The following is a 14,030-nucleotide window of genomic DNA, read 5'->3' as shown; positions in this document are numbered from 1 at the left end:
GCGCACCGGGCGGGCGGACATGACGGAAACGGTGAGCTTCATCGGGGTGTGACAGTTGGACGGCCGAGATCGACAGGACAGGTTCTAGTGCGGTCGGCGAAGCGATTGCTGGTCATCCACGGTGAGGTTGCGGGCTCGGCTGCCAGCGCAGGTTCGGCCTCAGTCTGCGGGTCGGTCGGAGCAAGAACGCGCAGGCAGCGGCGGTGCTGGGAGACACTTCGCTCGGCGGCCTCGCTGAGGTTGTGCCAGAGGTGCCACCGGTCAGCGACCTGAACTGCCTGGGGTGCGCCGGCGGTGGCGCCTTCGGCGAAGAACGGGGCCCGGTCCCGGCAGACCACTTCGATCCCTGGCCGTTTCGCCAGCCAGGCCGCGAGGCTGGCGGCTTCCCGGTCAGGCAGCAGATCTACCGGCCGACGGGACTCGACATCGACCAGGACTGTCCCGTAGTGCCGACCCTTGCGCGTCGCATACTCGTCGACGCCGACCACCCGCGGGGCGGGGGGATCCGGCTCTGGTAGAGCGTCGACCAGGCGCAGGACCGTGCTCCGGCTGACGCCGACGCCGAGCTCCCGGGTCATACGGGCACCCGCCCTGCCGGCCAGTGCCAGTCCGATGTCGGACAGGGTCGAGCGCAGCCGTTCCGTCCGCTGGCCGTGGTGACGCGTCAGCCCTGGTCTCTGCTCGACGAACGTCCTCTGCCCGCAGGAGGCATTCGGGCAGGTGAACCGTCGGACTCTCAACCGGAGAACCACGATTCTGCCGCCGCTCGGTACGTCAGCGGGAAACCGCAAATAGGAGCCGTGAACACGCTCCGACCACGTCTCACACAACGGGCATGACGCGCCTGCCGTCGTGCACCGGACATCAACGCGCACTGTCGCGATGTTCACGTCCAGCGACAGCACCACCACATTCGCCACCGACGGGAACAGCAGGTCCTTCAACCGAGCCGCAAGGTCATCCACGGCTCCGAACTGTCGGCCCAACCAGCCGAACGGAGAGCCATTTTCGGGCAACCTCGCAGGCCCGACCCGCTGGCCCCGTAGTCACTCAACGTGGCCAAACCACAGAACCTGTGCCAGAACCCGTTCTCATGGATAAAGCCACGGGGGCAGTGCCGCGACCTTTCTCTCCAGCGGGGACAGCCCGCCCGGCTCGTCGGCGTACTCGGAGTAGTAGGCGGCCGAGTCGAACCGGTACGCCTCCCCCTCCGGTGCCCATGCGAGCAGCGGCCGGTCGAGTTTGCGCAGCGCCTCCACGGTGAGCTTGCCCGCGGGAGCGAGCCACGGGAGGGCACCCTCCACCGTAGCCTTGGCTTCCTTCTTGTCGAACCCCATCCACATGACGGCCAGTGTCCCGCTTCCCGAACCCGGCCGGGGGAACTTTGTCCCCTGTCAGCGAAGATTGATCATTGCCAATGAACCTGCCTGTAGTCGAGACCTCGGCCGCCGATGGCCGAGGTCTCGGCGCCCGGCCGGCGGAGTGGGTCAGGCGCCTACCTGCTGGACCATCACATCGATCAGGTCGTCATCCTGCATCCCAAGGTCTTCAGGCGTGGAATCCCAGCTGATCCGCTCGCCGTCATACAGGAAGCGGACGTCGGCCACCGGGTGCCCGATTCGAGCGCAGTAGACGGTCATCACCTTCTCCATCCGGGTCGTTCGCCTGATCCGGAAGTTGACCTCGTGGCCGTCGACCGAGCGTACCTTCACCTGGATGTGCGTGGCCCCATCGCTGCCATCCTCTGCCACCATCGCCTCATCGGTCATCCTCAAGTTCCTTTCATCTCGGCGCCGGGTTGCGTCGCCCAATCTTCGCTGACCCAGGCTCACTGGTGATCAACTTTCAGTGACACGGATGAAGGTTCACTGTCACAAGACAAGGTTCGGCACACCCCTAAAGGATCACCATCCTCGTTCGCACAAATATTCGAACAACTGCTTCAATGAGTGGATGTCACACTTCCACTTCCCTGACGACCTCGTCTCTCTCAAACAAGACCAGATCCGGATCTACCGCCGACTCGCTCTCCAGCCCGCCCTCGGCACCGCCGTCCTGCGGCGCGAGCTGATTCGTCTCTCCTGTCTGATCAGCGCCCACCCGTACTGGGAGCAGCGTGGATGTTCCCTGTCAAGTCCTTGTGTTCACGCATTGTGCCTCCTCTGTGTGGGGCGCGCGGTGGTGGTTGTGGCAGGTATGGGACGGGCCACCCAACGGTTCGGACGAGCAGTTCCTGTCAGGTCGGCTGTTCCTCGTTTACCGGCATGATGTAGGCCGCTTCGATGAAATTTACGAACCTGTTCGCGCTCCCCTCGCCGACCACGTTCCCGATCCAGGGGAACGTCCGGCGGGCGGCTCGCAATTCACCACTGATGGCCAGTACTGCACTCACCCGGACTCTTAATAGCCGCCCGGAAGCGTCAAAGTGCCTGTCACGCTTCCGTCTCGGCAGACGTAGACGGCCAGAAATTCGTTCGGGGAAGTAGCCCGGCCACCTTTCTTGAGTCGCTCCGCTTGAGCACCCCTGGAGTTTGACCTGTAGCAGCCGCGTCCCGCACTGCCGTGAGTCCCGAACCAGTCGGTCCGGGACTCACTTGCATGACCGCCGCGTGAGCCATTCCGACCGCATCGTAAGTTAGTCAATGACCCACCGACCTATTCCACCCTCGCAAACGCAGTGCAACGTCAATCCACTGACCGTGCAGGAAGTGTGCCTGGGACGGCTCGGGAGACCGCTGACCCGCAGAACGGCGGCGGCCCATCAACTGGAACGAAGAAGTGTGCCCTCGGCGCCCGCCGACCGCGAGTCCCGTCGGCGCCGCGCGGCCGGCGAACCCACCACCCGACGGATGTTCCAGAACGTCGACCCCGCCCGCACCTGCGCGGCACCGTCGCCTACCTGCGGGAACAGCGTCACGCCGACTACGCCCTGTCGGCAACCAGGCGGCCCCGCTCGCCCGGGTCCGCGCAGCTCTGCCACCCGCGGTCCCCGAAGCGGAGGAGCACGTCCAAACCGAGCGTTCCCACGGTCGCATTATCCGCCCGTCGGTCTGGACCGCCCCGCTACCTGATCAACTGACTTTGATGCTGTCCTGGGGGTGCATGGCCGAATCCTGTAATTCGGTCATTCATTCGGGACGGGGGATCGCAAAGCGGGGAGAGCAGCGGGCTGCGGATTCGGTCGTCTGAAAATGCGCTGGCCGAATCGATTCTCCGAAGGATCTTTCGGCCAGGTGTCCGCTTCCGGTGGCCCGTATAATATCCTAAATCTCCTCACGTGAAAGCGTGTTTGGCGGGAAAGAGGTGTCCATTTCCAGGCCCCTGGCCGGCGTTATCCAGACGTAATGGCCGGATGGCTGTGCCACGCACACGCTCCGTATTGATGTTTTCGTGACCCTCGCCTATTTTATTTTCCGTAACGGCACATACCGGCACAGGGGCCCCGCAGTTCCGCGGGCGCCTCACCTAACCGTGTCCACAGGCAGGGGTCACCCATGGCGCTGACGGTCGACGAACTGGTTGCACTGTTCCCGGCGGGGGGTGCCGGTACGTTCGAACTCGACACCGGACGGCTCGGGCTGAGCGGCGAGTCCGAGTCCCTGGAGCACCTGCCGAGCGGCATTCTGACCCTCACTGAGGCGACCGTCGACAGCGCCGCTCTGACAGTGACCGGCAAAGTCACTTTGGCCGGTGAGGAGATGCCGGCCAGCGCCCGGTTCTTCGCCACCGGCACGGCGGTCAACGCGCTGCTTTTCGAGGCGAGCCCGGCGACCTGGCTGCTCCAGACCGCCGTCGCCCGCGTCGACCTGTCCGGGCTGTCCGGTGGCCGGTCACTGCGGGTCCTGCTGGCCGCCGGACAGGCCGCGGCCGCGGCCGGACGGTGCCCCGGCACCGGGCCCTGGGTGGGCTTCCAGCTCGGCGGGGCGGTCGCCGACCCGCTGGAGTTCCGCGCCGAACTGCGCAAGGAGTCCATCGGCACGGCCCAGCCCCTCGACGGACCGCCGCTGCTGATCACCCCGCTGCTCGAAGCCCTGGGCGAGTACGGCGTCGAACTGCCCGGACCGCTGGTCGACTGGCTGGAGCGGGTCCAGCTGCACCAGCACCCGATGGGCAAGATGGACAACCTGATGGTCACCGCCGAAGCGCCGGTGGACCACGGCACCGGCGCGAACCCAGTGGAACTGCTGGTGCTGCGGACCACGGTGCTCGGCCGCACCGGCCAGGACGGCAAACCCAAGGCCACCACCGTCGCCATGGTCCGGGCCCGCACGGACTGGGACGGTTCCGGGCTGCCGGTGGTCGGACCCATGATCGGCAACGGGCTGCTGTCCCTGCCCGCGCTCCAGATCATGTACGTCTCCGAGAACCTCAGCGCCGAAGACGTCATCAAGATCAACCGGGTCGTCACGGAGTACAACCTCGGCCCGCTCCAGCAGTTGCCGGTGGTGAACGCGGCGGCAGGGGTCCCGCTGGGCAAGAACGTGAGTGCGGCGGTCCACCTCGCGGTCATGGGCCATCCGACCCCGGCACTGGTGATCACCGTCCCGCCGAAGTTCGGACCGGCTCCGGAGAGCCCCGACAAGCCGAAGCTCGAATACGAGTTCGTGATCGGCAAGCAGTTCGGGCCGGTCTACCTCTCGTCGATCGTATTCCGCTACGACTTCAAAAAAGGCCTGCTCATCGAGCTCCAGGGCCAGGTCACGATCGGTTCTCTCACCTGGCAGGTCGCCGGACTCGGCTTCTACGTCGGCATGAGCGGCGGCTTCCCGCTGCTGCCCTTCCTGCACGGCATGAACATCGAAGCCACCGCCGCCGACGGACTCATCAGCCTCAAGGGCGGACTGCTCAACAAGACACCCGACGACCCCACCCTCGACTTCGAACTCGCCGGACTGATCCTCGTCCAGGCGATGGCGGTCGAACTCGGCGCCCAGGCCGTGTGGGCACGCAGCGTCGAAGGCTGGCACTCCGTCTTCATCTACGGCGAGATCTCCCTCCTCGGCGGCGCCTCGGTCTTCGGCCCGCCACCCTTCACCGTCACCGGCTTCTCCGCCGGATTCGGGATCAACAGCTCCTTCAAGAAGGTCCCCACCGGCGCCGAGATCGCCGAATTCCCCCTGGTGGCACGACTGGACGCGGCCCAGGCCCTGCCCGGCATGCCGGCCCCGACGCCGTACACCCCCGAGGACGCACTCAAGGCCCTCACCGGACCCACCGGCTGGATCCGCCCCACCGAGGGCCAGTACTGGATCGCCGCCGGAGTGAAGTTCACCAGCTTCGGCTTCATCGAGACCAAAGCCCTCGCCGTCATCGAACTCGGCGACTCCGTCAAGGCCATGCTGCTCGGCCGCACCTCCGTCAGCCTGCCGCGCACCCTCAACCCGAACGCCCGGGCCATCGCCAGGGTGAACATCGGCCTGAGCCTCGGCTTCAGCTCCGCCGAGCACTGCCTGTCCATGGACGTGGCTCTGCTGCCCGGCAGCTACGTGCTCGATCCGTCCATCGAGCTCACCGGTGGCATCGCCGTCTACGTCTGGACCGGCGGAGGCCACGCCGGGGACTTCGCCATCAGCCTCGGCGGCTACCACCCCGACTACAACGTCCCCACACACTACCCCCGGCCCAAACGACTCGGGTTCGTGTGGTCCCCGGCCAGCGACATCACCGTGCGGGCCGAGGCCTACGCCGCGATCACCCCCGCCGCGTTCATGTTCGGCGGACGCCTGGCCGCCGTCTACGACAAGGGCATCTTCTCCGCGTGGTTCACCGCGCACCTCGACGTGCTGGTCCAGTGGAAACCCTTCTACCTCGACGTCCGGCTCGGCATCAGCATCGGTGTCGCGGCCACCATCAAGGTCTGGTTCGTCCGGGTCCGCATCTCCGTCGAGGTCGGCATCGACCTCCACCTGTGGCTGCCGCCCTTCGGGGGCCGGGCCACCGTCAAACTCTGGTTCATCTCCTTCAGCTTCGGCTTCGGCTCCTCCCGCGACAGCACCCCCACCGTGGACTGGCCCGAGTTCCGCACCCAGATCCCTGCACCCGCCCGGGTCATCCCCAACGAGGGCCTGCTCGCCGACGCCGACCAGGGCGAGATCACCCGGCGCGCGGCCGCCAAGGAGCCGACCCTCGTCTCCTCGGCCGGATTCACCTTCACCACCGAAGCCGGCATCCCCGCCTCACACCTGTACATCAACGAACGGCTGATCAAGCAGTCCGACGAGGGGAGCATCGACATCCGCCCCATGCGGAAGACCGGTGTCACCTCCGCCCACCGGGTCACCATCACCAAGGACGGCACGACCTTCCACCCCACCGACCATCACTGGGTGGTCAAGCCGGTCACCGGCACGGTCGCCCCCGGCCTGTGGGGCAAGCCCCTGGCCAAACCCGGTGATGCGCTCGACGGCGACCAGCTGCTCGAAAACCGCCTCACCGGACTGAGGATCACCCTCCCCAAGCCGGACTACGGCACCGACACCGGGCCCGTCACCTCGAAGGCGCTTTCGTACGAAGGACTCCCGGACGGTCGCATGCCCCTGCGCGTGTCCGCCCCCGCCGGGCCCGAGCCGCGGGCCGACGACCAGAGCATCCGGACCATCGTCAACACCGTCGCCGCTCCCACCGTCAAGGACCGCCGCACGGCCGCGCTCAGCACCCTCGCCCGGCTCGGCGCCGGCCCCGGCGCCGACACCGACAGTCCGCTCACCGGCTACGCCGCACTCGCCGGCCGCAGCCTGACCACCCCGCCCCTGACCACCACCGCGACGAGGTGACGGCCGTGCCCGCTGAACCGGATCTGCGCATCCACTTCCTCGACCACCTGATCCCGCGTGCCACCCCCGGCGACTACCGGGTCGTGGTCAAGAACACCCTCAGCGACTCCGACGGCGAACTGGACGCCCAGGACAAGCTGCTCCCGTCCGAGGAGACCTTCGAGATCAAGGCCGTCCGCTTCGTGCTCAGCGAAGCGTCCGTCCACGCCTACTACCCGCCGCGCGAGAGCACCGGCGCCTACACCAGGACCCTGCCGCACATCACCCTCAGCCGGTCGATCCTGCCCTGGGAACGCAACCTCGCCGGAACCCGCGCCGAGCAGCCTCCGGCCCGCCCGCCCTGGCTCGCCCTGCTCGTCTTCGGCGAGAACGAACTGCCCGACGACCCCGCCGCGTCCGGGGACACCGTGCTGCGCACCGTCGAGGAGCTCCGCAACCCTGCCGAGGCGGGGGTCAAGGGCCCGAACCTGCCGTCCGGCGGCGTCGACGAGGCTGAGGCCCGGAGCAAGTGCCAGACCATCGACGTCCCGGCGGACCTCTTCAACGCGGTCGCCCCGCGCGACGACGAGATGTACTACCTCGCCCACGTCCGCAAGGTCGTCGACGCGAACAAGCCCCGGGCCGACGGCGAAGTCCTCGAAGAAGGGGAGTACGCGGTCGTCAACGCGAACCGCTTCCCCCACAACCCCGGTAACTACGCCGTCCACCTCGTCTCCCTCGAAGGCTTCGAGGGCCGCCTGTCCGGCACCCTGCCCGGCGGCACCACAGCCGTCCGCCTGTGCTCGCTGCACAGCTGGAGCTTTACCAGCAGCGAAGGGCCCGCCGCCGACCCCGGAGCACTGCTGGAGAACCTCGTCGCCCCCGGCGCCGCGGACCCCGAAGACCTCGCCCTGCGTCTGCCGGTGACCGCACCGATCACCGACGACCCCGAGGACGACTACGTCCGCGACCGCCTTACACTCGGCTACACCGCCGTCCCGCAGCTGACCCTCTCCGGCGAACGCACCTTCGCCTGGTACCGCGGCCCGGCCACCCCGGTCACCGCGTTCGACGTGCCCACCGAGCACAGCCCCGGCCCGCACACCACCTCCGACCACGTGCTCATCTACGAGCCCGAGCACGGCATCTTCGACGTCAGCTATGCAGTCGCCTGGACCCTGGGCCGCGCCATCGGCCTGGCCGACCCCGAATACACCACCACCGTCAGCCGGGCCCGCCGCGAACTGGCCAACCGGGCGACGACGTTGATGGCGCTGGCTGCGGATCCAGCACGAGCCTCGGTCGACCCCGACGCCCCGCCCGCCCTCAGCGCGCTGCGCGAACTCGCCTCCGCCCGCTTCCGCGAGCAGCTCAGCACCGGCCTCAAGGGCCCTCAGCTCCCGGACGACGCCGGCCGCAGGACCCCGCAGCCGAGAGTGACACGTACCCGGGCGAGGGCCGTGTTCGCGGACGAGCGCGCCCTCTCCCTGCTGCGGACCACCGCGGAACGCGACGCCGGGGCCATCGCCGCCTGGCAGGCCCGCCTCGGCCTGCTCCAGGGCGTTCCGTTCCACCACCTCGTGCCCGACCCGCGCATGCTGCCCCTCGAATCCCTGCGGATGTTCCGCCTCGACCAGGGCTGGCTCGACGCGCTCGTCGCCGGAGCCGCCGACGTCGGCGTGCACACCTCCGTCGACAGCCGCCTCGCCCCCGAACTCAACCGCGCCACCGCCCGCGCGAACAGCGCGAAGGGAGCCGCCGGCGGGCTGCTCATCCACTCCGAACTCATCCCCGCCTGGCCGGACATCAAGGTCAACGCCTACCTGGAGGACGGCACCGTCCTCACCGAACTGCGCCGCGCCACACCGGACAAGAGGATCCTGCTCGTCTTGTGGGACGGCGTTCCCGACAAGGTCGTCCTTCGCGAACCGGGACAGGGCATCCATTACGGCATCGACGCCGGGAACCGCCTCGGCCTGCGCAGCCTGGCCGCCGACCCGCCGATCGGTACCCCGCTGGAGACCTACTACCCGGCCACCGGCGACCTCTTCGACCTTCACCTGCGCTCCGATCCGGACTCCGGACCCGCGGTGCTCCAGATGTTCGGAACCGGCGGCCTGGTGCCCGCCCTGGCCCGGGAGTTCGGTCTCACCGACCTTGATCCCGGACAACTGGCCCTGGAACTCGTCAACGCCCCTCTGGAACAGGAAATCCTCAGCCCCACCGGCACCGCTGCCCGGACGGAGACCGCCTGATGAGCGCCACGGATCTGATCGTCCCTGTCAAGGTGAACGCCCTTGTCGTCAACCGGCTGACCCGCACCGCCGAGACGTTCAACCGGTGGACGCCGAACTTCGACGCCATGATCGACGAGGGCGCGGGCGCGGAGCCGCCCCCCGGCGTCGGCACCGAGACCATGGGCCCGGACAGCGAAGGCGTCTACGTCCACTGGCAGCTGCCCGAGGCGCTGGCCAACGGGCACTACGACCAGACGACGGGGGAGACGACCTTCCCCTTCGTCCCCAACCGCTGGCTGGTCGTGCGCTACAGCACCACAGCAGCGGAGGCGGACCGCAAAGCCGTCGGATGGATCGTGCAGAGCGACTACCTGGAGAGCCGCCCGGTCCAGGACGCCGACGGCAACGACGTCCAGGGCACCAACAAGCACCCGAACCCCGATACGCCAGAGGGCGCTCCACTGGAGCTGACCTTCCTCGGCCGCCGCCACGATCTCACCCAGTCGCCGTGGACCGAACCGCACGCCCAGAAGCCGCACCTGACCGCGGCCGGGCCCGGACTGCCCGGCTACGCGGCCTACCAGCCGTACAACAAAGACGTGTTCTCCATCCACGACACCCTTGAGGACCTCAAAGGCGACCTGGACAACTACCCGCCCGACGCGACGCTGAGCTACTTCGTCGTCGGCTGGTACAGCGACGACGCACTCGACTACCTCAACCGCGCCGCGTCCGTGCCCGGCCTGCTCCCGCCGGACGCGGACGGGACGGCCGACCTCCTCGAAGCCCTCGGCTGGAACATCCCCGAAGGCACCGCCGCCGACGCCCTGGACCGCACCCTCTACAGCGGCTCGGCGCTGGGAGTCGACTGGCAGCGCGAAGGCACCACCCACGAGTCCGACAAACCGAGCAACATCGAACTCAGCAAGATCCTCACGCTGGGCAGCAGCAGCGCCGAAGCCCTCGGCCGGCTGGCCGCCCGCCAGACCCGGTCCGCGCGCACCGGGGACCTCGTACGCTCCCTCTTCCACGGCACCCTCGAAACACTCGACACCGCCGACGGCGAAGAGGACCTCGACACCCTCACCCATCACTCCTGGTTCTCCGGCTCCGGCGGCGGCCATGTGTGGAAGGTGACCGCGCGCCCCGTCGAAGGCGACGACGAGCTGCCGCCCCCGCCGCCGGAACCCGGGTGGCTGGCCGAACTCAACGAGGTCCAACGGCGGTACGACGACCTCACCCCCAGGCTCCGCCGCTCCCAGCAGCGCCTGTGGAACATCTGGTGGCTGCGCAACAAGCCGGTTCCCCCGTTCACCCCTGAGCACCCCGCGGGGTTCGACGCCGCAGCTGACGTCCAGCTCAACGAGAGCGATGCGACGAGTCTGGCCGGGCGGACCAAGGCTTTGCTCGAAGAGCAGTTCGTGCTGTCGAGGCAACTGCCCACCGGCGGCACTCCGGAAGAACTCGCGGCCGACATCGTGAAGTACGCGACCGAACGCGGACTCGACCCGCGCTACCAGCTCGAGCGCACCGCCCGCGAGTCCTACTACCGCCCCGCCGACCCGGTCGTGCTCATCAAGGACACCGGTGCCAAGGAACCCCTCACCCGGGACACCCTGCTGCCCTGCCGCCTTCCCGAGGCCCTGATCACCCGGATCACCGTCGGCGGCACGACCTACGACCGGCCCACCACTCCGCCCAGCCCCGGACTGGCCGGACTCCCCGACGCCTGCACCCCGCTGCTCGCCGAGTTCGCCCTCCTGGACCAGGTGGCCCGGGTACCCGGCGCTCTCGACGCGGCGCTCAAGGACCCCGCCGCCGTCACCGGGCCCGTCCCCGAGCACACCGCGCCGTGGCAGCAGCCCTGGCTGCCCATGCACCTCGAATACGAACTGAAGTACTGCCCTACGCCCTTCCAGACCGGCGACACCACCTACTGGACCTTCAACGGCAGCCGCTACGAATGGTCCGGCCGGGGAGCCCAGCCCGGCGGCGGCGAAGCCAACCTGCGCTGGCTCACCTTCAAGAACCGGGCGTTCCTCACCCCGAGCGTGCCGTGGGTCCTACAGAAGCAGATCGACCGCTACCTCGACACCTACTCCGGCGCTCCCACCGAAGGCCTGCTCGCCCTGCGCGAGGAACTCGGCCACCCCGGAATGCTCTCCCAGCGCCTCGACGGCTTCCACGACTGGCTCGTCCAGCAGGACGGCACCGCCAGGACCACCGTGCACGTCCCCGAGGCCATCGCCAGGCTCGTCGGCGACATCCAGAGCGTCCCGGAAGGCGGCCCCCTCGAACCGCCCGCCGACGACCCCGGAACACCGTTCCAGCCGGTCCGCGCCGGCCAGTTCACCTTCCACGACCTGCGCATCGTCGACCGCTTCGGCCGCACCTACGACATCGTCAACAGCGGCAACTACGAGCAGGTCTCCCTCACCCTCGCGGAGAGCGTTGCCCCTGACAGCGTCCTGCACGAGGACCTCATCGGCACGGCCCGCTTCGTCCAGCTCGGCCCGCGTCTCCTGCAGGGCGCCCGACTGCGGCTGGAGACCGTACGCGCCGTGGACGGGCAGCGGCTCTCGCCCATGGCCCGCGCGGCCACGACGGAAAACCCCCTGGCCGGCTGGCTGCTGCTCAACCATCTCGACCAGACCCTCGTCGTCCACGGACCCGACGGCGTCTGTCTCGGCGAACTCCGTGTCGTCAAGGACATCGACGGCGCGGACGACAGCGTGTGGCTACCCCTCCCCGGCTCCCCCCACCCCGACGTCGACGCCCAGGAGTTCGAGGACGCCATGCCGCACCTGGCCCGGTTCGTCCGCACCCTGAAGGACAAACCCGCCGCCGCCCTTACCGGTCTGCTCGACACCATCGACGAGACTCTCGACACCATCCTCGACGACGCGGCCCAGGAGGACGGCTCTCCACTGCGGCTCATCGGCCGCCCGCTCGCACTGGTGCGCGCCGATCTGGGCGTCGAGCTCGAAGGGCCGCTGCTGAGCAACCCGAGCTGGGGCCAGGTCCTTGGGGAGTCGGAGGAGGAGTACGACGGCTACCGCTGGCCGGTCCGCCTCGGCAACGAGAAGCGGCTCGGCGACGGCCTCATCGGATACTTCGCCGGGGCGACCGGACCCGACCAGGAAACCTCGTACGAGCTCTTCCACGCGGTCATGCCGCAGGGCGGCGGGGGCTATCTGACCCCGATCGACAAAGGCCACGGCCTGGCCGTGCCCGCGCGCACCCCGGACCAGCCGGTGACGCACCACCTGACACTGCTGATGGATCCCTACGCGGCGGTGCATGCCACCACGGACATCCTTCCGGTGACCAAGGTCCAGCTGCCCGACGACCTGGTGTCCGAGGCGATGCGGCGGATCCGGGCGTCCTTCCGGCTCGGCCCACTGCTCGCGGCCGAGCGGGTCGACAAGGCCGAGGAAGCCCGGCGGGCACGGGCGGGGGAGGAACCGACGGAGGCAGGTGTGGTGCTGCCGCAGCCCGCGTCGTGGCACGGAGCGTGGAGTTGGGCCGAGCCGCGCAGGTCGGAGACCGAGTGGGTGGAGCTGCCGATCGTGCCGGCTGATTCCGCGGCGCACTTCGGGGATCCGCAGGCGGAGGCCCGGTATGGATACCTGCTGCTCGACGCGGCCGAGACGTCCTGAACCTCTCTCAACAGAAAGGCTGTTGCATGAGCGTTATCATGGTGAACGCCACCAACCTGCTGCCGTACGAACCGTCGACCGACCCGAAGCCGCTGCGGGTCAGCTCCGCCGAGGAAACCGAATACGGCTCCGTCAACATCAATGTCGGCGGCGGGATCACCACGTCGGCCTGGTGCAACAAAATCACCGTCCGGGTGCCGGTCGGCGCGGGAGCCGAGCACCTCACCACCGAAGGCGCCGACATCAAGACCGGTGCCAGCACCGGCTGGACGCCGTCCGCCCCCACCGTCTCCGGCGGCTTCGCGGTCATCACCTTTACCCCGGAGCGCGCGGTGCAGTTCACCGGGCAGATCATCACCCTCACCCTGTCCAACATCGCAGTCAACCGCACGGCGGGTCAGGTCTCCATCGCGATCGTCGAGAGTTCGTCAAGGACGAACGGGAGCTTCACCAACAAGGACGCTTCGGTCGAGGTGGACAAGTTCCCGGCCGGGTTCGTGTTCCGGAATTTCGCGCCCGAGAAGATCATGGTGGAGAACGGTGAGGTCGCCGTGCTCCGCTGGGAGGGCTCGGACGCGAAGTACACGATGCACTGGGGCGACACCCCCGCCGGAGTCTCCCTCGACAAGGAACGTATCTGGTCCACCCCGCGCGGCCTGACCACCGTCACCGGCTTCATGCTCCGCGCCGAAGTCACAGCCGGTGGTGTCACCCTCACGCACACCCTGACCACGGCGGTCACTGTACGCATTCCTGACCTCGTCGTCAGGAACCTCACCGTCCAGGGCCCGGCCACATTCGCCGACAGCGTCAGCCTCAGTAACACCGCTAAGGACCTGACGGTCGCCGGATCGGTGCGCGGTGCGGGCAGCAACCCGCTGCGGATCAGCCAGCCCGCAGGCCTGAAGGTCGACGCGGTCCTGAACGTCACCGGGGCGAGTACGTTCGCCGACAGCGTCAGCCTCACCAACACCGCTAAGGACCTGACGGTCGCCGGATCGGTACGCGGTGCGGGCAGCAACCCGCTGCGGATCAGCCAGCCCGCAGGCCTGAAGGTCGACGCGGTCCTGAACGTCACCGGGGCGAGCACCTTCAACAACAACATCACGACTACCGGCAACGTCACCGTCGGCGGCAAGCGGGCTATCCGCGCCGGTGACCGCATCAAGCTGGAGGTCAACAGCCACAACAAGGAGCTTTATCTCTACTGTGAGACCGGTAACAGGGACAACGTCTACGGGGGCAGTAGGGACTACTCCAACGCCACCTGGCGAGTGCATTACTACGACTCCCGCAGCAGCGTGAACGATGCTTCGGACGGCCAAGGAACCATCGCTGAACCCGACGGAGGCGACATCCGCTCGGCGGATGACTGAGAGGGC

Annotated in this window: 8 protein-coding genes; 4 read left to right on the top strand and 4 right to left on the bottom strand. The window is 68.3% G+C overall.

The window, feature by feature from the left end; translation table 11 throughout:
* Positions 1-38: 38 nt before the first annotated feature.
* The 4 genes from ACS04_RS36835 to ACS04_RS38425 all read right to left on the bottom strand — a co-directional run bounded on the left by ACS04_RS36835 (position 39) and on the right by ACS04_RS38425 (position 2,392).
* Positions 39-965 carry an ISL3 family transposase gene (locus tag ACS04_RS36835; RefSeq protein WP_078865470.1) on the bottom strand — a complete coding sequence of 309 codons (927 nt, stop codon included), beginning with the start codon at positions 963-965 and terminating at the stop codon, positions 39-41.
* A gap of 126 nt (positions 966-1,091) precedes the next feature.
* Positions 1,092-1,343, bottom strand: a complete 252-nt coding sequence (locus tag ACS04_RS29035; protein WP_048479736.1) for a hypothetical protein — start codon at positions 1,341-1,343, stop codon at positions 1,092-1,094.
* A 144-nt stretch (positions 1,344-1,487) separates the two neighbouring features.
* On the bottom strand, positions 1,488-1,769 hold the full coding sequence (locus tag ACS04_RS29030) for a small ubiquitin-related modifier (protein ID WP_048479735.1): 282 nt from the start codon (positions 1,767-1,769) through the stop codon (positions 1,488-1,490).
* A gap of 467 nt (positions 1,770-2,236) precedes the next feature.
* Entirely contained in the window at positions 2,237-2,392 is a 156-nt protein-coding gene (locus ACS04_RS38425) for a hypothetical protein (RefSeq protein WP_158977623.1), read from the bottom strand.
* A 1,102-nt stretch (positions 2,393-3,494) separates the two neighbouring features.
* On the opposite strand from ACS04_RS38425, the gene ACS04_RS29025 reads away from it, so the two are divergent.
* From ACS04_RS29025 to ACS04_RS29010, 4 genes are read left to right on the top strand one after another with little or no spacing between them, the layout of a single operon-like run.
* Entirely contained in the window at positions 3,495-6,773 is a 3,279-nt protein-coding gene (locus ACS04_RS29025; protein WP_053081003.1) for a DUF6603 domain-containing protein, read from the top strand.
* 5 nt (positions 6,774-6,778) lie between these two features.
* Positions 6,779-9,007: a hypothetical protein gene (locus ACS04_RS29020; protein ID WP_053081002.1), complete on the top strand. Its 2,229-nt coding sequence runs from the start codon at positions 6,779-6,781 to the stop codon at positions 9,005-9,007.
* Positions 9,007-12,648, top strand: a complete 3,642-nt coding sequence (locus ACS04_RS29015) for a hypothetical protein (RefSeq protein WP_048479733.1) — start codon at positions 9,007-9,009, stop codon at positions 12,646-12,648. The genes ACS04_RS29020 and ACS04_RS29015 overlap by 1 nt, the downstream gene beginning before the upstream one ends.
* A 26-nt stretch (positions 12,649-12,674) precedes the next feature.
* Entirely contained in the window at positions 12,675-14,024 is a 1,350-nt protein-coding gene (locus tag ACS04_RS29010) for a hypothetical protein (RefSeq protein WP_158977620.1), read from the top strand.
* Positions 14,025-14,030 lie beyond the last annotated feature (6 nt).

Source organism: Streptomyces roseus (assembly GCF_001044425.1).
Lineage (GTDB): Bacteria > Actinomycetota > Actinomycetes > Streptomycetales > Streptomycetaceae > Streptomyces > Streptomyces roseus.
The sequence above is the reverse complement of the archived record's forward strand: the minus strand, read 5'-3'. Positions and strand labels throughout refer to the sequence as shown.